The sequence below is a fragment of the Tsukamurella sp. M9C genome (genome assembly GCF_020169415.1).
In the GTDB taxonomy this organism is placed as follows: Bacteria; Actinomycetota; Actinomycetes; order Mycobacteriales; family Mycobacteriaceae; genus Tsukamurella.
Window position 1 is genome coordinate 25,547 of the sequence record NZ_JAIULG010000025.1, and the last position, 16,423, is coordinate 41,969.

The following is a 16,423-nucleotide window of genomic DNA, read 5'->3' on the forward strand; positions in this document are numbered from 1 at the left end:
ACCCGTGCGGACTACGCAGGTCCACCCGCGCGGGTGATCCGCCGCCGCGGGCTCCGTCCCTAGCGTTCCCCGTATGAAGAAACTGCTGGTGGGCGCCCTGCTGGTGCTCGTCTTCCTCGCCTACTCCCTTCCTCCCTACCTGACGGGCGGCAGCCGCGTCCCGCTCGACGATCAGCCGAACTGGTACTACGGGCTGCTGGTCGGGCACATCCTGCTCGGGTCCGTGGCCATGCTCGCCGGGCTGGTGCAGCTGGGGCGTCGCTGGTTCGCGAAGTACCACTGGATCGCCGGCCGGATCTACGTCGCGTGCGCGCTGCCCGTCGGGCTCGCGGCCATCGCGATCGGCACCGTGACGCCCTTCGGGCCGGTGAACGCCGCGTCCAACGTCACGCTGGGCTCGCTGATGCTGCTGTTCACGGCGCTCGGCGTCCGCGCGATCGTGGGCGGCGACGTGGCCGCCCACCGGCGCTGGATGCTGCGCAGCGCGGCGCTCATGTACTCGGTGATCATCAACCGGATCCTGGGGCCGATCATCTTCTTGGTCCTCGATGCCGCCGGGGCACCCAGCTCGATGACCGACGCCGTGGGCCCCGCGCTCGTCGCCTGGCCGAGCTGGCTGATCGCGATCGGCTTCTGCGAGTGGTGGCTGCGGCGCACCCCGCCGAAGCGGCGCCGTGTGGCGGGCACGCCGGCCCGGAACGGAGAAGACCCTCTCCGACCGGGGTCGGAGAGGGTCTCTCTCGGCGGTGGCGGAGGGATTTGAACCCTCGGTACGGGGTTACCGCACACAGCATTTCGAGTGCTGCACCTTCGGCCGCTCGGACACGCCACCGTCGGAGTACTTTACCGGAAGTCACCCCGGGAGATAAATCGGCTGGTCAGGACCGGTGCGGCTGGAAGAACCGGTGCAGCAGCGCCGCGCACTCCGCCTCCCGGACCCCGCCGCGCACCGTCACTCGATGGGTGACGCGGGGGTCGCGGACCACGTCCCACACGGAACCGACGGCCCCGGTCTTGGGCTCGAAGGCGCCGAAGACGAGGTGGCCGATGCGGGCCGAGACCAGCGCGCCGGCGCACATGGCGCAGGGCTCCAGGGTGACGGCCAGGGTGCAGCCCTCGAGCCGCCAGCCGTCGCCGAACCGCGTGGCGGCCTCGCGGATCGCGAGGATCTCCGCGTGGGCGGTCGGGTCGCCCAGCGCCTCCCGGCGGTTCCCCGCCAGCGCGAGCACGGCACCGTCGGGCGCGATGACGGCGGCGCCGACGGGGACGTCGTCGGGCCCCGCGAGGCCCGCGGCCTCCAGGGCGGCGCCCATGGCCGCGCGTTCGGCGTCGAGCAGTGCCACTAGCCCAGCGAGTCGAGGATCGCGCCCAGCTCTGCGTCGAACTGGAGCCGCTCGGCGATCACCTGGAGCTGCTCGTCGGGATAGAGGTCCGGGTCGGCCAGCAGCACGCTGAGCTCCTGCTCGCCCAGGCCGAGGTCGCCGAGGATGCCGAGATCGCCCTCGGGCCAGGGGTCGGTGTCCTCGATCTCCTCGGGGTCGATGTCCGGCACGTCGACGTTGAGCCGGTCGAGCGCCTGCACGGCCAGCTCGTCGAAGACGGCGGCCGTCGCGTCGGAGAGCAGGATCCGCGAGTCCGACGGCCCGGGGCGCACGATGACGAAGTACTCGTCGTCCACGTTGAGCAGGCCGATCACGGCGCCGGTCGCGCGCAGCGCCTTGAGCTCCTGTTCGGCCTTGGCGATGCTGCCCAACGCGCCGGGGTCGAGCAGGTGCACCGTCCAGGCGGTCTCCCCGCGGATCACGGCCACGGCGTAGCCGTCGGTGTCGTCGTAACGCTCCGGTGAGGTCTCTGCGGCCATGCAGAGAACCGTATCCGTAAACGCGCGTCCGCGACACGTCTCATACGGCTTCCTCACGCCGCTGTGGAACGCTAGCGGGGTGTCCACACCTCATTCCGGCGTCCCCGTGTGCGTCCTCGGCCTCGGCCTGATCGGCGGATCCATCCTCCGCGCCCTCGGCCGCGCGGGACGCCCCGCCTACGGCTGGAACCGCTCCGCCGCCGCCGTCGACGATGCCGGGGCCGCGGGCTTCGACGCCTCGTCGGACCTCGCGGCGACGCTCCGTCGCGCGGACGAGGGCGGGCACGTGGTCGTGGTCGCGGTGCCCGTCCCCGCGCTCGACGGGGTGCTCGCGGCCGTCGCCGAGCACGCCCCGAACGCCTGGCTGACCGACGCGGTGAGCGTCAAGGGCGACGTCGCGCGCCGGGTCGCCGACGCCGGCCTGACGGGGCGGTACGCGGGCGGTCACCCGATGGCCGGGACCGCCTTCTCCGGTTGGGAGGCCACCGACGCCGCGCTGTTCGACGGCGCGACCTGGGTGGTCACCGCCGACGACGAGACCCCGGCGGAGGCCTGGCGGCTCGCCGCCTCCGTGGGCCTGGACTGCGGCGCGGTGATCGTGCCCGCGGGCTCCACCGAGCACGACGCGGCCGTCGCGCGGATCTCGCACTCGGTGCACGTGGTGGCCGAGGCCGTCGCGATCACAGCGGAGCTCGACCCGGCCGCCAAGCAACTGGCCCTGTCGCTGGCCGCGAGCAGCTTCCGCGACGTCACGCGGGTGGCGGGCACGGCCCCGTCGCTGGTGAACGCGATGTGCGAGGCGAACGCGGAGGCCCTGCTGGACGCGCTGGACGACACCATCGCCGAGCTCATCGCCGCCCGCGCCGAGCTGGCCGAGCAGGGCACCGTCGGCGACATCACCGAGCGCGGCTACGCGGCGCGCAGGCGGTACGAGAACGCCCGCCGCACCCCCTTCACCCCCGTGCTCGACGGGGCGGGGTGGCAGCGGGCGCTGCGCGAGGCCGGTCACGCCGGGGGCGTGATCACCGCGCTCGACTGACTATTCGACTTATTCGACGCGGCGCGAGAGGCCCGGGTAGTCGACGACGAAGCCATCGGCGTCGACGGAGATCTTCGAGCTGCTGATCGGGGAGATCACCGTGATGCCGTCGGCGGCACCGTCGTAGTTGATGACCGTCTCCTTGACCGCAAGCGTCGGCAGGTCGACGTACACGACCGGCACGTCGATCTCCTCCGGGTGGCTCTGCAGGTCGAACCGGCGGATCGTGAGGGCGTTGAAGAACGCGGACTTGAGCACGTCGACGCTGAGCGCGCCGGAGAAGAAGCCGCGCTCCGAGCCCTGGGCGCCCTGGACCAGCCAGTGGTTCTCGCCGTCGCGCGCGATCGTCACCTGCGCCTCGCCGGCCTCGGTGAGGGCGTGCACGGAGAGCCGCTTGGTGACGCCCTCGTCGTCGGTGACCAGGTCGTACGAGGCGTTGAAGGCGGGGCCGTCGGCCGACGGGGCCGCGATGATCCGACCGTAGGCCTTGATCCGGTCGCCCGTGAGCTGCACGCGCACCGACTCCAGGAGGTTCCCGTCCTCGGAACGCCAGGTGAGGATCCTGGGCCAGCTCGCGCCGGTGATCACGGTGGCCACTGCGTCTGCGGATGTAGGGGTACTCACGCCCCTACGGTAACCCCTCGCATCCGGCGCGAACGAACCCCTGTGGCCGCCACTCGGTCAGCGCTGTCGCTGTGCCGGCGCTCACAGGGGGCCGCCCGTCACGCGCGTCCGTCGGGCCCGCTCAGAGCGCCGCGACGGCCTCGATCTCGACCACCTGATCGTCGTAGCGCAGGCGGCTGACGCCGATGATCGACACGGGCGGCAGGTCGACGAAGACCTCGGCCAGCGTCTCGGAGGCGACCTGCAGGTCCACCTGCAGGTGCTCGGCGACGAACACGGTCAGTCGCGCGACGTCGGACAGCTGCGCGCCGCGCTCGCCCAGGATCACCCGGAGGTTCGCCACGGCCGCGCGGACCTGGCCCTGCACGTCACCGGGGGCGACGGTGGTGCCGCCCTGGTCGAGCGGCGCCACACCGGCGACGTGGACCGTGGCCCCCGCGGGCACCGTCGCGCTGTAGGCGTGCTCGACCGCGGTGGTCAGCTGGTCCGAGCCGTGGAGCTGCACCCCGCCCATGATCAGGCGGCGTTCTTCTGGACGGCCGCGCCGACGCGCGGGAGCGCCGCGACGACGTTCTCCTTGGCCTTGCCGCGCAGGCTCGAGTAGGCCTTGCGCAGCGCGGGCTGGCTGGTGGACTCGGCCTTCTTGTCGGTCACCGCGAGCAGCGCGTCGCCGACGGCGTCGCCGCGGGCGGCGAGGTACTGGCCGAAGTCGCCGGGGCCCTGGGCCTGGAAGTCGGTCCAGAACGGGTCGAGTGCGGCGGCGAAGTCGGGGAGCAGCTTGGTCAGCGCCGACTCGATGACGTTCGGCGAGACTTTCTTGACCGCGGCGTACGCGGTCTTGATGACGGTGCCCGACAGCCCGCTCTTGTCGCCCACCTCCGATTCGACGACCGACGCGAAGTCGGCGACGACGGCCGGCTGGCGCGCGGGGTCGAGGAGCGTGGTGGTCAGCGACATGGGGTACCTCCGAGTCTTCGCGGTCGATTGCGATGACGAGCTTATCGGGCCTTCCGGCGGCGTGCGGAGTGCTGAATCCACGCTGAGCCGGACCCGCCGGGAATGCAACCGTTCTGCATCGGATCTGCAACAACAGCCACCGCGGTTTGTGAGGTACGTCACCCGTGATCTAAGTTGACGATTGAAGGAAGGGGTTGCAATGGTGACCAGCCGATCCGGTAGAGCGAACGCACGACTGTCCGGTGTGCGCTTCCCGCTCTGGGACCGCAGCCCCGTGCTGCCGTCCCCGTCGGGCGGCGAGCACCACTCGCGCGTCGACCACACGCTCCCCCTCGGCGATCCCACCGGCGGCGCCGACGCCCTCGCCTGGCGCGAGGCCGTCGACGGCCGGCTCACCTACCCGCGGGTCCACATCGACCGCAACATCGACATCCGCATGTCCGACGGTGTCGTCCTGCGCGCGACCGTCGTCCGGCCCGCGGAGCTCGACGGGGTGGCCGTCGAGCGCCCGTACCCCGCGATCCTCAACCTCAACCCATACAACCGGATGATCGTCGACGCGATCGACGAGACCACGCACGCCGCGTTCGTCGGGCCGGCGCTGACCAACGCCTCGAAGGCGCTCACGGGCGGCACCGTCGACTTCTCCGGCGGCCTGCTGCAGGGCTTCGGCATCAACCGCCGCCTGGTGCGCAGCGGCTACGTGCAGGTGATCGTCGACGTCCGCGGCACCGGCACGTCGCACGGCGTGTGGCAGATCCTCGGGCCGCGCGAGCAGCAGGACTCGGTCGAGGTGCTGCGCTGGGCGCGCGGGCAGGACTGGTGCGACGGGAAGCTCGGGATGGGCGGCTGGTCGTACTCCGCGATCAACTCGCTGCAGGCCGCCGGGCACGCGCCGGAGGGCCTGGGCGCGGTCTTCGCGATCGAGGGCAGCGAGGACATCGTCCGCGACATCTACATCACAGGCGGCCTCCCGTCGGTGTTCATCCCGCTGTGGCTCGGCGCTGTGAACGCGCTCAAGTGGCTCTACAACCCCCGCACGCTGCTCCGCGACACCGTGAACGGCAACGTCTTCCGCTGGCTGCACAGCCGCATCGTCTCGCCCGCCACGGAGATCCCGTCGGTGGTGACCGGCGTACTCACCGGCCGCGACCCCCGCGTCAACGACAACCCGTACTTCACCGAGCGGAACGCGAAGATCGAGGGCATCACCGCCCCGACCTTCCTGTTCGGCGGCTGGCACGACCTCTTCGGCCGCAGCACGCCCCGCACCTTCGACCGCCTGAACCTGCCGGCGGGGCGCAAGCAGATGGTGATCACCGACGGCTTCCACGTCGACATGGGCGCCGGCTTCGGCGGCACCCAGGCGCCGCCGCGCATCGACGTCCTCGAGCGGGCCTGGTACGACCGCTGGCTCAAGGGCATCGACAACGGCGTCGACCGCTACGGCCCCGTCACCCTGCAGCAGCAGGGCGGCGGCTGGACCGCCGGCGAGTCCTTCCCGCGCCCCGGCGCCCGCACCCGGCGGCTCTACGCGACCCCGGCACCGTCGGGCACGGCGGAGCACGCGAAGTACGACGGTGGCCTCGCGACCTTCCCGGCGCGCCGGCACGCGTCCGCGTCCACGCGGATCGACCTGCGCGGCCTGGCCTCGCCCGACCTGACGCAGGTACTCGCGGGCCTGACCAAGGCCGTCCCCGCGCTGGGGCACGCCGGCGTCCAGGAGCGCGGCGCGATCTGTTTCACCTCCCCGCCGGCCGCGGTGCCGGTGCAGATCAGCGGCGCGATCAACGTGCACCTGGTGACGCAGTGCGAGGGCGAGGAGGCGATCTGGACCGTCACCGTCAACGACGTGGCGCCCGACGGCACGTCGACGGTGCTCTCGGGCGGCGCCGTCATGGCCTCGAACCGCGCCCTGGATCCGGCGCGCAGCACCTACGACCTCGACGGCGAGCTGCTCGGCGCCTTCCACCCGCTCACCTGGTCGGCGAAGCAGAAGGTCGTGCCGGGCGAGACGATCGAGATCGACGTCGACGTTGTCCCCACCGACGCCCTGCTCGAGGAGGGCCACCGCCTGCGGGTGGACGTCTACGCCGGCAGCGTGCCGCGCTACCTGGCGACGGTCCCCGATCTGGTGAAGACGCGGTTCGGCAAGCAGACCGTGCTGCTCAGCCCCGAGCAGCCGTCCTACGTGAGCCTGCAGATCGTGGGCGATCCGGGCTGGTGACGGCCTCTTCCGGGCTATCGTCGGAAGCACGATGGTGACCGGTTCCCGAGCCGTCGCGTCCGCGGGTGCGGCCGCGCGGCTGCACAGCATGTTCGTCGACGGTGCGGTCGACGAGTCCGCGCTGCGCGCGTCCCAGCTGCGGCACCTCATCGCCGAGAGCTGGCAGCGCAGCCGCGACCTGGGCGTGAACCCGGACGGGGAGGCACCGTCGGGCGACGGTGCGCTCGACGCGCTGCGCGCCCGCAACCCGCTGTCGGGCGTGATGCCTGTGATCCGCAGGCTGCTCGTCGACGATTCCGCCGGCGCGATGGTGGCCGTGGGCGACCGGGACGGGACGCTGCTGTGGGTGGAGGGCGACGGTGCCGCCGTCCGCCGGGCCGCCGCGATGAACTTCATCCCGGGCGCGAACTGGAGCGAGACCGCGGCCGGCACGAACGCGCCCGGCACGGCGCTGGCGCTGGACACCGAGGTGCAGATCGCCGGGTCGGAGCACTTCGCCCGGCGGGCCCACCGGTGGAACTGCACCGCCGTGCCCGTGCACGATCCGGTGACCCGCGCGCCGATCGGCGTGCTCGACGTGACCGGCGGCCCCGAGGTCGCGACGCCGCAGGCCCTGGCCCTGGTGCGGGCCGCGGCGCTGGCCGTCGAGGGGCAGCTGGCGATCCTCCGGCTGGCCCCGCCCGCCCCCGCGGCGGGCCCGCGGCTGCGACTGCTGGGCGGCCGCCCCGTGCTGGAGCGGGACGGCCGCGAGGTGCCGCTCACGGGACGGCACGCCGACATCCTCGCCCTGCTCGCACGGCACCCCGAAGGTCTCACCGCCGACCACCTGGCCCTGCTGCTCGACGAGCGCGACCTCGACGTGGTGACGGTCCGCGCGGAGGTCTCGCGGCTGCGCAAGACCGTCGGCGCCGACCTGCTGGGCTCGCGTCCCTACCGGCTGCTGGGCGCCCTGGCCTCCGACGCCGACGACGCCGCGCGCGCCATCCGCGCGGGCCGTGTCGCGGACGCCCTCGCCGTCTACCGCGGGCCCCTGCTCCCCAACTCCGCGGCACCCGGCGTCGCGCGGCTGCGCACCGAGCTGGCGGAGAGCCTCCGCTCGGCCGTGCTGGCGAGCCGGGACCTGGGCCTGCTCCGACGGTGGCTCGACCTCCCCGACGCGCGCGACGACGAGCACGGCTGGCGCGTCCTGCGCGCGCACGGCGATGCGCGGGCGCGCGCCGAGGCCGACGGCCGCCTCGCGGCGATCGCCATCGACCTGGCCTGACCTGGGCGGATCGACGTTGCAACCGACTGCAACGTTGTTGCAACGGTCACTGCGTAGGGTGGAATGTGACTGACATCACGCCACTCTTCTGGAGGTCCTCCATGACCGTTTACGCACGCCCCGGGGCAGCCGGCTCGCTCATGAGCTACCAGTCCCGCTACGACAACTGGATCGGCGGCGAGTGGGTCGCGCCCGTCAAGGGGCAGTACTTCGAGAACGTCACCCCCGTCACCGGCCAGGGCTTCTGCGAGGTCGCGCGATCGACCGCCGAGGACATCGAGCTGGCGCTCGACGCCGCGCACGCCGCCGCCCCCGCCTGGGGCAAGACCGCGCCGGCCGTCCGCGCGGGGATCCTGCTCAAGATCGCCGACCGCATGGAGGCCAATCTCGAGTCGATCGCGCTCGCCGAGTCGTGGGACAACGGCAAGCCGATCCGCGAGACCCTCAACGCCGACATCCCCCTCGCGATCGACCACTTCCGGTACTTCGCGTCGTGCCTGCGCTCCCAGGAGGGCGGGATCTCGGAGATCGACGAGAACACCGTCGCGTACCACTTCCACGAGCCGCTCGGCGTGGTCGGCCAGATCATCCCGTGGAACTTCCCGATCCTCATGGCCGTGTGGAAGCTGGCGCCCGCGCTGGCCGCCGGCAACGCGATCGTGCTGAAGCCGGCCGAGCAGACGCCGGTGTCGGTGCTGTACCTGTGGTCGCTCATCGGCGACCTGCTGCCCGCGGGCGTGGTGAACATCGTCAACGGCTTCGGCCTGGAGGCCGGCAAGCCGCTGGCCTCGTCGAAGCGGATCCGCAAGATCGCCTTCACCGGCGAGACCACCACGGGCAAGCTGATCGCGGGCTACGCCGCCGACAACCTCATCCCCGTGACCCTGGAGCTGGGCGGCAAGAGCCCGAACGTCTTCTTCAAGGACGTCATGGCCGCGAACGACGACTACCAGGACAAGGCCCTCGAGGGCTTCACGATGTTCGCGCTGAACCAGGGCGAGGTGTGCACGTGCCCGTCGCGCGCGCTGCTGGAGAAGCCGATCTTCGACGAGTTCCTCGAGCTCGGCTCCATCCGCACCAAGTCGATCATCCAGGGCGACCCGCTGGACACCGACACCATGATCGGCGCGCAGGCGTCGAAGGAGCAGCACGAGAAGATCCTGTCGTACATCGAGATCGGCAAGAACGAGGGCGCGACGCTGGTGACGGGCGGCGAGGCGGCCGACCTGGGCGGCGATCTCTCCGGCGGCTACTACATCCAGCCGACCATCTTCTCCGGCACCAACGACATGCGGATCTTCCAGGAGGAGATCTTCGGCCCGGTGCTCGCGGTGACGTCCTTCGACGGCTACGACAACGCGATGGAGATCGCCAACGACACCCGCTACGGCCTCGGCGCCGGCGTGTGGTCGCGCAACGGTGACGTCGCCTACCGCGCGGGCCGCGACATCCAGGCCGGCCGCGTCTGGACGAACACCTACCACCAGTACCCCGCGCACGCGGCGTTCGGCGGCTACAAGGACTCGGGCATCGGCCGTGAGAACCACAAGATGATGCTCGATCACTACCAGCAGACCAAGAACCTGCTGGTCTCGTACGCACCGGGCGCGCAGGGCTTCTTCTGATCCCCTGCCCGGGCTACGCCTGAGGGTGTCAGCGGCGCCGTCTCCCATCCGGGGGCGGCGCCGCTCGCATGTCCGGGTGCTCTCTTGGGCAGCTGGGGCAACCTGTCCCCGAGGAGGGAGGCGTCGTTGTTCGCGCAGGTGATGCACCCTGCGCATACCCATGAACATGCAGGTCACAGCGATATTCAGGGAGAAGACGATGCGTGGTACGCATACCCCTCACCCGCAACCTCGATCAGGCCCCGAGCGCTCGAACGCGCTCCCATCTTCGGTGCAGTCCTGCGACGACACGCCGTCGAACCGTCGCCGACACGCACCGAGGCTCGGGCGGACGCGCGGACGGCGGTTCCCGTTGTTCCGCCCGACGGTGCCGCCTCACACCGTCCGGTAGGTTGCCCCGACCGCCTCGTAGGTCCGCGGCGCCCGCAGGTCGGCGGTCAGGAGAGTCATTCCGTGGTGCGCTGCAGTTGCGCCCACCAGTGCGTCGTAGGTCGCGCCGCCACCGATCCCGCGCGCTCCTAGGGCCGCCACCACTCGCCCGTGCTCACTGCCGGGAAGATCGATCAACGGTGCGTCGACACCCGCGATGAGCGCGGCGGCCTGCTCCGGCGAGAGCCGATTCTCGGGGAGCCTGGTGAGCACGCTGAAGGTCTCCATCAGCGCATGCGCGGGCACCGCGAACTCCTGCTGCGCCAACGCGAAGGCGCACCTGGTGTGCGCATGGTGCCAAGACAGCAACGACGGAAGCAGAACGCTGGTGTCGCACGCTAGCGAGGCCACTGCCGGACCTCTTCGAGGGTCCGACGGACCATCTCGTCGGTCAGTGGCGGAACCGGCTCCCGCGGTACAGCCTTCGGAAACGGGTCGCCCGGCACGATATCGATCTCGACGGGTGCCACCTCGATCTCGATGCGCCCGTCTGCGAACGTCACGTCCACCGCCCTCCCCGCGCTCAACCCCATCGCGTCCCGGATCGCCTTCGGCACCACGATCCGGCCCGCTCCGTCGATGGTAGTTCTCATACCATTTTCCTACCATCACGCCTGTAATATGTCGATGCGGTCGCACAATCACCCACGTAGCCTGGGCGGATGCCCGATTCTCCGCTCGTCCCGGACCGCGTCCTCCATGTGTGGCCCGACGTCGACCGGCCCCCGCTGGTCGGTGTCGACCAACTGCACCCGCTGAGCGGTGAGGACCTCGGCCTCTCGGGCGCACTCGCCGGCCGCGTCGACGCCTGGCAGGCGCTGTTGGAGACCGACCACCTGGGCGGCCGCGAAGGCTGGCGCACGGCGACAGCCGAAGCGGACTACGCGCGTGAGGCTCACGCGATCCTCGACGGCCTGGTCGCCGAGCTACCCGGCTTCGTCATCAAGTACAGCCTCTGGCCGATCGCCGAGCGCGGCTACGCCGGCGGCTGGGCGACGGGGTGGTCACCGTCGGGCGAGACGCCGCTCCTCGCCGGCACACAGGTGCGCCAGTTCGACGTCGCACCCGAGCGCTGGGTCCGCCTGATGAACGACTACTCCGGCCCGCCGCTGTGGGCCACCTACGGCGGTATCGGGCCGGAACACCTCGACCTGCCCGAAGCTCTGGGCCTCGAGCTCGATGCCTGGCAGGCCGAGTTCGACCGCGAGTTCCATTGGGAGACCGGCTGGCGGAGAGACGAACTCGCGGCGACCCATGCCGCCGAGGGGCGTCGGCTCCTCCCGCTCGTGGCCGCCGAACTCCCCGGACACGTCGTCGAACTGCAGACCGGCGACGTCCCCGTCTACGCGGGCGCGTGGGTCGACGGCTGGCTGCCGACGCTACCGGACGTGACATTCACGCCGTGGTGCGAGTGACTCAGTCCACCGGGATGGTGGTGGTACCGAGCAGATCCCCGAGTTGCCACGGATCGAGGCCGTTGGCGGCGTTCATGTCGCACCGCACGCGGCCGTAGCCCTCGGGCAGCCCACCGCCGTAACCGCTGCCGTCGGTGTACTGGTGGATCGCGAAGCGCCGCCCCAGTTCCGGCGCCCGGGCGAAGTCGGGCAGCGCGCCGTAGGAGGGCACCACGAAGGGCATGTCGGGCAGCGTCGGCCAGATGCTGATGTCGTTGGGGTTGAGGTAGCCGATGCACCGGGTGGGCCGCGGGTCCGCACCGCCGCCGCGCCAGTCCGAGGCGCCCCAGGTGAAGCCGTTGAAGGCCTCCGAGTGGTCGCCGACGATCTGCCCGCCCCAGGACTCCGCGTCGGCCATCGTCACCACGTCGGGCCGGTCCTCGCCCTGCATCTCTTTGTGCACGGCGAGGGTCTCCTCCCAGTTGGGGCGGACCACGGCGTAGACGATCGCGCCGACCAGCCGGCCGTCGTCGAGCATGCGCCGCACCGTGTCCCAGTTGGCGGCGAACCTGCGGTCGCGGTAGGTGCCGTCGTTGGAGCGGATCGCCACCCATCGGTAGGGGTACTTCTCGGGCAGCTCCGGCTGCCATTCGGAGACGTCCGCGTACAGGGTGTCGCGCTGCAGCCGCGCCGCGCGCGCCCGCCTCAGTCGCTTCCGCATGGCCTCACGCTACCCGTACCACCCCCGGTCATGAGGCGTGCTTTACCCGGTCTTGGGTTGCGCGAACGACTTTCGCGCGGGCAATCTGGACTGATGCCCACTCTCGACCGGCTCGGCCGGTACTACCTGGCCGCCGCCGTCGCGCTCGTCGGCGCCGTCGTCGCCCTCGGCCTGCTCGTCGGGTGGCGGCCCGTCACCGAGGCCGACGGCGAGGTGCTGGAGGAGATGATCGAGCACCGCGGCTCTGCCACCACGTCGGTGATGACCCTCATCACCGACGTCTTCTCGCCGGGCGGCACCATCGCACTCGGCGTGCTCGTCGCCGCGCTCCTGGCGTGGCGACGGTCCGCCGGCTCCGCTGTCTTCGTGCTCGGCAGCACCGCCGTCGCCTCCGCGGCGACCCTCGCGCTGAAGTACGCCTTCGCCCGCCAACGCCCGCCGCTCGTCGACCATCTCGCGAACGAGACGGACTACGGCTTCCCGTCGGGCCACGTCACGGGCACGACGGCCCTGCTCCTGGCCACGACGGTGGCCGTCACCGCCGGCTGGACCGCCCGCCGGCGGCTGCTCGCACTCCTCGCCCCCGCGGTGGTGATCGGCGCCGTCGCGGCGAGCCGCCTGTACCTGGGCGTGCACTGGTTCTCCGACACCGCGGCCGGGTTCGCGATCGGCCTCGCGGGCGTCGCCGTCGGGCTCGCGCTGCTCCCGCCCGCATCGTGGCCGCGCTGGGACCGCCGGCTGGCCGACACCGTCAGGCGCGGTCGCGCTCCGCGAACACGTCCCGCGCGACCAGCGTCGCGTTGATCGCGCGCGGGAAGCCCGTGTACACGGCGGCATGCAGGAGGACCTCGTTGATCTCCTCGCGGGTGATGCCCACGTTGAGCGAGGTGTTCACGTGCACCCGCAGCTGGTTCTCGGTCCCGCCGAGCGCGGTGAGAATGCCCAGCGTCACCAGCTGACGGTCGCGCGGGTTCAGGCCGGGCCGGGCGTAGACGTCGCCGAATCCCCACGCCGCGATGTGGTGCGCGAGCGCGGGGTTCACCTCCGCCAGCCCGTCGATCACCGTCCGGGCCGCGGACCCGTCGATGCCCTCCAGCACCTCCACGCCGGCCTCCCGGCGGGCGATCGACGCCTCGCTATCGATGTCGTACTGCTCGGGCACGGTCCCACCTCCGTCGACGACATGTCATTCGCATGTCTCACGATCGACGGTATCCCCGCGCCTCCGGTCACGCTCGTTCAGGCCTGCGGGACGGGGCAGGCGGCACCGTCGGCGCCGGCGATCCGGACCCGCGACACGAAGCGCTTGCCCGTGGAGCCCTCGAGCGAGAAGCCGGCGGCGCGGCCCGGCTCGAGGTCCAGGACGAGCACGCTGTTCTCCCAGACCCGCGCCTCGCCGTCGGACACCCAGACCGGCACGTCGCGCCCGTCCCCGAGTTCGACGGTGCCGAGCCGCACGTTGGCATCGCCCACGCGGAACTCGTCGACGGCGAACACCATGGGCGCCGAGCCGTCGCAGCAGCCGCCGCTCTGGTGGATCAGCAGCGGGCCGCTGCCGTCCCACAGCTCGCCCAGCATCGCCCGCGCCGCCTGCGTCGATTCCACCCGCTCGTCCATGCCCGCTCCCGTCGTCGCCTTCGACGGTAACGCAGCCGGAACGCAGAAACGCCGGGTCAGATGAACTGACCCGGCGTCTGCCTGTGCGCCCGAAGGGATTCGAACCCCTGACCTTCTGATCCGTAGTCAGATGCTCTATCCACTGAGCTACGGGCGCATACCCTATTCAATTCTCGCCGGTCCGAAGACCGACGTGGCGGAGGCGAGAGGATTTGAACCTCCGGTCCGGTGTTGGCCGGACAACTCATTAGCAGTGAGTCCCATTCGGCCGCTCTGGCACGCCTCCAAATCGGACGCGATGCGCGAGCGATCCTTACGGGTCACGCGCAACCGCCGAGCAGCTACATTACACAACCTCTCCGCAACCCACAAAACCGCTGGTCATCTTCCGTTCACGTGCGGGCCGCGCGGTGCGCTCAGATCGGCTCGGGCGTGAGCACGTCCTCCCAGGTGAGGTCGATGCGCACGTCGGCGGTGCCGACCATGCGCCGCACGACGTCGGCCGTCAGGGCGCGGAGTCGCTCGCCACCGTCGAACAGCGTGTGGGACCGGCCGTCGGCACCCACCGCGACGAGATGGACGTGCACGGCGGCGAGCGCACCTCCACCGAGATCGAGCGCGACATCGGCGACGGCTGCGGACTCGGCGGCCGCGGTGTCGGAGAGCGCCGCCGTGATCGCCTTCGAGAGGGCCAGCTCGGTCACCGAGACCCCCCGCCGCACCGTCGGGATCGGGCGGGAGCGCCGGGGCAGCGCGGAGACCTGCTGGGCGACGGCCTCGCGCAGCCGGTCGATCGCGTCCGCACCCCAGCGCGGATCGACTTCGGGCGCCTCGGCATCGGGTGCGGACAGCCCGGCGAGCCGACGCGTCGCGTCGGCAATCCAATCGGTGGCCTGCGCCGGTTCGGCGTCGCCACTCTCCACTCGCCTGAAACTCATCGCTCCCCCAGTGTGACCACGTCCTGTCGGATTGCACAACGGTCCGGCCTCCGTGGGCCGCGTCGGATCGCTCATGGCCAGTACTCCCCCAGCGTCTCCGCGAGCCGCTGCCGCGTCCGCTGGAGGTGGCCGCGCACCGACCCCTCCGTGGTCCGCAGGACGCCCGCGATCTCGGCGATGGACAGCCCGTCGACCTCGCGGAGCCACCACGCCGCGCGGGCCGGGTACGGCAGGCGCCCCAGCTCCCGGGCGAGCGCGTCGAGGAAGTCCCTATCGGTCGCCTTCTCGACGGGGCCGGGCTCCCGCGCGACGGCCTCGTCGACGGCCTCCGAATCGACCACGGGCGCGCGGCGACGCAGCACGTCAGCGGTCTTGCGGGCCGCGATCGAGAACAGCCACGTCCGCAGGGTCGAGCGGAAGGCGAAGCTCGGGAGCGCCTTCCACGCGGCGATGAGGGATTCCTGCACGATGTCGTCGCAGTCGCTGCGTTCGGGCATCGTCCGCGCGACGAAGCGATGCAGGGCGGGCGCGTGCCGCTGCACGAGCACGTCGAAGGCCGCGGCGTCGCCGCGCTGGGCGCGCCTCGTCAGGGTCTCGTCGGACAGCGACGGCAGCAGCTCCGAGTCGAACAACCACCCTCCAAATGTGAGATGGGTCACAATCGCGTGCCGATCTCCGCGAGACGGCGACTCACCCAGTGTGCCGGAACGGATCCCGGTACATCAGTCGACACAAGGGAGACCGAACATGACCTCGACCACCACCAAGCCCGCCGCGACCGCCGACGAGTCGAAGGCCGCGAAGCCCGGGACCGCGGTCGCGACGCAGGTCGGGCGCGGCAGCACCAACATCGCCGACGTGGTCGTGTCCAAGATCGCCGGTATCGCGGCCCGCGAGGTCGACGGTGTCTACGATCTCGGCGGCCAGGCCGCCCGCGTGGTCGGCCGCATCCGCGAGACCCTCCCCGGCGCACCGGACCTCACGCAGGGCGTCACCGTCGAGGTCGGAGAGCGGCAGGCCGCGGTCGACGTGACGATCGTCGCCGAGTACGGCGTCGCGATCCACGACCTGGCCGCCGGCATCCGCAGCAACGTCATCGACGCCGTCGAGTCCATGACCGGTCTCGAAGTGACCGAGGTCAACGTGACCGTCCACGACGTCCACTTCGCCGACGACGACGATGTCGCCACCGGCGAGGCGTCGGCGGAGTCGCGGGTCCAGTGAGCTCCGCACGCGCCGCCCGGGTCGACGGGGTCGTCGCCGCCGTGACGGCGATCGACGGCGTCGTGGGCGTCCACGCGGGCGGGCCCGGCTCCCCCGCCACGTACCTCCCGGGCCGGACGGTGCGCGGCGTCCGGCTCGACGACGACGGAGGACAGGTCTCCGTCGTGCTCGAGTTCCGGCGCGATCTCGACCTCGTCGACCTCGCGGACCGCGTCCGCGCGGCCGCCTCCGACGCCGCGGGGGTCCCCGTGGACGTCGTCGTATCCGACATCGCGGTGTCCGACCAGGGCACCGCAGCACCGAAGGAGTTCACCGCATGACGCCAGGACACTTCACCGTGTGGGGAGGCGTGATCGGCCTGCTCGTGGCGATCGCCATCGTGGTCGGCGGCCTGGTCGGCTTCCTCCTCGCGATCGTCCTCGGCACGGCCGGGGCGGCCGTGGGCGCACACTTCGACGGGCTCATCGACCTCACCGCCCTGCGGCGCCGCGACCGGAGCTGAC

General features: G+C 71.6%; 22 protein-coding genes and 3 tRNA genes. 10 read left to right on the forward strand and 15 right to left on the reverse strand.

Annotation, left to right across the window (positions count from 1 at the left end; all coding sequences use genetic code 11):
• Nucleotides 1–73: 73 nt before the first annotated feature.
• Nucleotides 74–763: a DUF2306 domain-containing protein gene (locus LB823_RS13500; protein WP_224647751.1), complete on the forward strand. Its 690-nt coding sequence runs from the start codon at nucleotides 74–76 to the stop codon at nucleotides 761–763.
• On the opposite strand, the gene LB823_RS13505 is transcribed toward LB823_RS13500, so the two are convergent.
• From LB823_RS13505 to LB823_RS13515, 3 genes are all read right to left on the reverse strand, one after another.
• A tRNA-Ser gene (locus tag LB823_RS13505) sits at nucleotides 745–832 on the reverse strand. The genes LB823_RS13500 and LB823_RS13505 overlap by 19 nt on opposite strands.
• A 46-nt stretch (nucleotides 833–878) precedes the next feature.
• The gene (locus LB823_RS13510; protein ID WP_224647792.1) at nucleotides 879–1,313 is read right to left on the reverse strand and encodes a nucleoside deaminase; all 435 of its coding nucleotides are present in this window, start codon (nucleotides 1,311–1,313) and stop codon (nucleotides 879–881) included.
• Nucleotides 1,314–1,342: 29 nt separating this feature from the next.
• Nucleotides 1,343–1,861, reverse strand: a complete 519-nt coding sequence (locus tag LB823_RS13515) for a tRNA adenosine deaminase-associated protein (RefSeq protein ID WP_224647752.1) — start codon at nucleotides 1,859–1,861, stop codon at nucleotides 1,343–1,345.
• A 79-nt stretch (nucleotides 1,862–1,940) separates the two neighbouring features.
• On the opposite strand from LB823_RS13515, the gene LB823_RS13520 reads away from it, so the two are divergent.
• Nucleotides 1,941–2,900 (forward strand): prephenate dehydrogenase, encoded by a 960-nt coding sequence (locus LB823_RS13520; protein WP_224647753.1) that lies wholly within the window; start codon nucleotides 1,941–1,943, stop codon nucleotides 2,898–2,900.
• A gap of 9 nt (nucleotides 2,901–2,909) precedes the next feature.
• On the opposite strand, the gene LB823_RS13525 is transcribed toward LB823_RS13520, so the two are convergent.
• The 3 genes from LB823_RS13525 to LB823_RS13535 all read right to left on the reverse strand — a co-directional run bounded on the left by LB823_RS13525 (nucleotide 2,910) and on the right by LB823_RS13535 (nucleotide 4,481).
• Nucleotides 2,910–3,524: a putative glycolipid-binding domain-containing protein gene (locus LB823_RS13525; protein WP_224647754.1), complete on the reverse strand. Its 615-nt coding sequence runs from the start codon at nucleotides 3,522–3,524 to the stop codon at nucleotides 2,910–2,912.
• A 121-nt stretch (nucleotides 3,525–3,645) separates the two neighbouring features.
• Nucleotides 3,646–4,038, reverse strand: a complete 393-nt coding sequence (locus LB823_RS13530; protein ID WP_374201322.1) for a RidA family protein — start codon at nucleotides 4,036–4,038, stop codon at nucleotides 3,646–3,648.
• A gap of 2 nt (nucleotides 4,039–4,040) precedes the next feature.
• On the reverse strand, nucleotides 4,041–4,481 hold the full coding sequence (locus LB823_RS13535; RefSeq protein WP_224647756.1) for a hypothetical protein: 441 nt from the start codon (nucleotides 4,479–4,481) through the stop codon (nucleotides 4,041–4,043).
• A 244-nt stretch (nucleotides 4,482–4,725) separates the two neighbouring features.
• Between LB823_RS13535 and LB823_RS13540 the strand changes: the two genes are divergently transcribed.
• The 3 genes from LB823_RS13540 to LB823_RS13550 all read left to right on the forward strand — a co-directional run bounded on the left by LB823_RS13540 (nucleotide 4,726) and on the right by LB823_RS13550 (nucleotide 9,597).
• Nucleotides 4,726–6,708, forward strand: coding sequence for a CocE/NonD family hydrolase (locus LB823_RS13540; RefSeq protein ID WP_374201323.1), 1,983 nt, complete (start codon nucleotides 4,726–4,728; stop codon nucleotides 6,706–6,708).
• Nucleotides 6,709–6,739: 31 nt separating this feature from the next.
• On the forward strand, nucleotides 6,740–7,972 hold the full coding sequence (locus tag LB823_RS13545; protein WP_224647757.1) for a GAF domain-containing protein: 1,233 nt from the start codon (nucleotides 6,740–6,742) through the stop codon (nucleotides 7,970–7,972).
• Between the two features lie 101 nt (nucleotides 7,973–8,073).
• Nucleotides 8,074–9,597 (forward strand): aldehyde dehydrogenase family protein, encoded by a 1,524-nt coding sequence (locus LB823_RS13550; protein ID WP_068526037.1) that lies wholly within the window; start codon nucleotides 8,074–8,076, stop codon nucleotides 9,595–9,597.
• 375 nt (nucleotides 9,598–9,972) lie between these two features.
• Here the strand turns inward: LB823_RS13550 and LB823_RS13555 are convergent, their stop codons facing one another.
• Both LB823_RS13555 and LB823_RS13560 read right to left on the reverse strand, forming a co-directional pair.
• Nucleotides 9,973–10,377, reverse strand: a complete 405-nt coding sequence (locus tag LB823_RS13555; protein ID WP_224647758.1) for a PIN domain-containing protein — start codon at nucleotides 10,375–10,377, stop codon at nucleotides 9,973–9,975.
• A complete protein-coding gene (locus LB823_RS13560) occupies nucleotides 10,365–10,619 on the reverse strand; it encodes an AbrB/MazE/SpoVT family DNA-binding domain-containing protein (protein ID WP_224647759.1) in 255 nt (84 codons plus the stop codon). Before LB823_RS13560 ends, LB823_RS13555 begins: the two co-directional genes overlap by 13 nt.
• Nucleotides 10,620–10,688: 69 nt before the next feature.
• On the opposite strand from LB823_RS13560, the gene LB823_RS13565 reads away from it, so the two are divergent.
• Nucleotides 10,689–11,441 (forward strand): hypothetical protein, encoded by a 753-nt coding sequence (locus LB823_RS13565; RefSeq protein ID WP_224647760.1) that lies wholly within the window; start codon nucleotides 10,689–10,691, stop codon nucleotides 11,439–11,441.
• A 1-nt stretch (nucleotide 11,442) separates the two neighbouring features.
• Here the strand turns inward: LB823_RS13565 and LB823_RS13570 are convergent, their stop codons facing one another.
• Complete coding sequence (locus LB823_RS13570; protein WP_224647761.1) at nucleotides 11,443–12,141, reverse strand: hypothetical protein; 699 nt, start codon at nucleotides 12,139–12,141, stop codon at nucleotides 11,443–11,445.
• Nucleotides 12,142–12,234: 93 nt separating this feature from the next.
• On the opposite strand from LB823_RS13570, the gene LB823_RS13575 reads away from it, so the two are divergent.
• Nucleotides 12,235–12,945 (forward strand): phosphatase PAP2 family protein, encoded by a 711-nt coding sequence (locus LB823_RS13575; RefSeq protein ID WP_224647762.1) that lies wholly within the window; start codon nucleotides 12,235–12,237, stop codon nucleotides 12,943–12,945.
• On the opposite strand, the gene LB823_RS24085 is transcribed toward LB823_RS13575, so the two are convergent.
• The 6 genes from LB823_RS24085 to LB823_RS13605 all read right to left on the reverse strand — a co-directional run bounded on the left by LB823_RS24085 (nucleotide 12,893) and on the right by LB823_RS13605 (nucleotide 15,328).
• A complete protein-coding gene (locus LB823_RS24085; protein WP_224647763.1) occupies nucleotides 12,893–13,303 on the reverse strand; it encodes a carboxymuconolactone decarboxylase family protein in 411 nt (136 codons plus the stop codon). The two genes, LB823_RS13575 and LB823_RS24085, sit on opposite strands and share 53 nt — an antisense overlap.
• A gap of 77 nt (nucleotides 13,304–13,380) precedes the next feature.
• Nucleotides 13,381–13,758, reverse strand: a complete 378-nt coding sequence (locus LB823_RS13585) for a DUF779 domain-containing protein (protein ID WP_224647764.1) — start codon at nucleotides 13,756–13,758, stop codon at nucleotides 13,381–13,383.
• 84 nt (nucleotides 13,759–13,842) lie between these two features.
• Nucleotides 13,843–13,915, reverse strand: a tRNA-Arg gene (locus tag LB823_RS13590).
• A 37-nt stretch (nucleotides 13,916–13,952) separates the two neighbouring features.
• Nucleotides 13,953–14,044 (reverse strand) — tRNA-Ser (locus LB823_RS13595).
• A gap of 130 nt (nucleotides 14,045–14,174) precedes the next feature.
• Nucleotides 14,175–14,696, reverse strand: coding sequence for a hypothetical protein (locus tag LB823_RS13600; RefSeq protein ID WP_224647765.1), 522 nt, complete (start codon nucleotides 14,694–14,696; stop codon nucleotides 14,175–14,177).
• Between the two features lie 71 nt (nucleotides 14,697–14,767).
• The gene (locus LB823_RS13605) at nucleotides 14,768–15,328 is read right to left on the reverse strand and encodes an RNA polymerase sigma factor (RefSeq protein WP_224647766.1); all 561 of its coding nucleotides are present in this window, start codon (nucleotides 15,326–15,328) and stop codon (nucleotides 14,768–14,770) included.
• Nucleotides 15,329–15,443: 115 nt separating this feature from the next.
• Between LB823_RS13605 and LB823_RS13610 the strand changes: the two genes are divergently transcribed.
• From LB823_RS13610 to LB823_RS13620, 3 genes are read left to right on the forward strand one after another with little or no spacing between them, the layout of a single operon-like run.
• On the forward strand, nucleotides 15,444–15,920 hold the full coding sequence (locus tag LB823_RS13610) for an Asp23/Gls24 family envelope stress response protein (protein ID WP_224647767.1): 477 nt from the start codon (nucleotides 15,444–15,446) through the stop codon (nucleotides 15,918–15,920).
• On the forward strand, nucleotides 15,917–16,240 hold the full coding sequence (locus tag LB823_RS13615) for a hypothetical protein (RefSeq protein ID WP_224647768.1): 324 nt from the start codon (nucleotides 15,917–15,919) through the stop codon (nucleotides 16,238–16,240). The genes LB823_RS13610 and LB823_RS13615 overlap by 4 nt, the downstream gene beginning before the upstream one ends.
• Complete coding sequence (locus LB823_RS13620; protein WP_224647769.1) at nucleotides 16,237–16,422, forward strand: DUF2273 domain-containing protein; 186 nt, start codon at nucleotides 16,237–16,239, stop codon at nucleotides 16,420–16,422. Before LB823_RS13615 ends, LB823_RS13620 begins: the two co-directional genes overlap by 4 nt.
• The last annotated feature ends 1 nt before the right edge of the window (nucleotide 16,423 follow it).

Excerpts from the sequence above, each read along its gene's own strand:
- LB823_RS13535 (WP_224647756.1), bottom strand. The coding sequence starts at position 4,481 with ATGTCGCTGACCACCACGCTCCTCGACCCCGCGCGCCAGCCGGCCGTC.
- LB823_RS13560 (WP_224647759.1), bottom strand. The coding sequence starts at position 10,619 with ATGAGAACTACCATCGACGGAGCGGGCCGGATCGTGGTGCCGAAGGCG.
- LB823_RS13570 (WP_224647761.1), bottom strand. The coding sequence starts at position 12,141 with ATGCGGAAGCGACTGAGGCGGGCGCGCGCGGCGCGGCTGCAGCGCGAC.
- LB823_RS13500 (WP_224647751.1), top strand. The coding sequence starts at position 74 with ATGAAGAAACTGCTGGTGGGCGCCCTGCTGGTGCTCGTCTTCCTCGCC.
- LB823_RS13600 (WP_224647765.1), bottom strand. The coding sequence starts at position 14,696 with ATGAGTTTCAGGCGAGTGGAGAGTGGCGACGCCGAACCGGCGCAGGCC.
- LB823_RS13610 (WP_224647767.1), top strand. The coding sequence starts at position 15,444 with ATGACCTCGACCACCACCAAGCCCGCCGCGACCGCCGACGAGTCGAAG.
- LB823_RS13620 (WP_224647769.1), top strand. The coding sequence starts at position 16,237 with ATGACGCCAGGACACTTCACCGTGTGGGGAGGCGTGATCGGCCTGCTC.
- LB823_RS13550 (WP_068526037.1), top strand. The coding sequence starts at position 8,074 with ATGACCGTTTACGCACGCCCCGGGGCAGCCGGCTCGCTCATGAGCTAC.
- LB823_RS13565 (WP_224647760.1), top strand. The coding sequence starts at position 10,689 with ATGCCCGATTCTCCGCTCGTCCCGGACCGCGTCCTCCATGTGTGGCCC.
- LB823_RS13585 (WP_224647764.1), bottom strand. The coding sequence starts at position 13,758 with ATGGACGAGCGGGTGGAATCGACGCAGGCGGCGCGGGCGATGCTGGGC.
- LB823_RS13530 (WP_374201322.1), bottom strand. The coding sequence starts at position 4,038 with ATGGGCGGGGTGCAGCTCCACGGCTCGGACCAGCTGACCACCGCGGTC.
- LB823_RS13575 (WP_224647762.1), top strand. The coding sequence starts at position 12,235 with ATGCCCACTCTCGACCGGCTCGGCCGGTACTACCTGGCCGCCGCCGTC.
- LB823_RS13510 (WP_224647792.1), bottom strand. The coding sequence starts at position 1,313 with ATGGGCGCCGCCCTGGAGGCCGCGGGCCTCGCGGGGCCCGACGACGTC.
- LB823_RS13545 (WP_224647757.1), top strand. The coding sequence starts at position 6,740 with ATGGTGACCGGTTCCCGAGCCGTCGCGTCCGCGGGTGCGGCCGCGCGG.
- LB823_RS13515 (WP_224647752.1), bottom strand. The coding sequence starts at position 1,861 with ATGGCCGCAGAGACCTCACCGGAGCGTTACGACGACACCGACGGCTAC.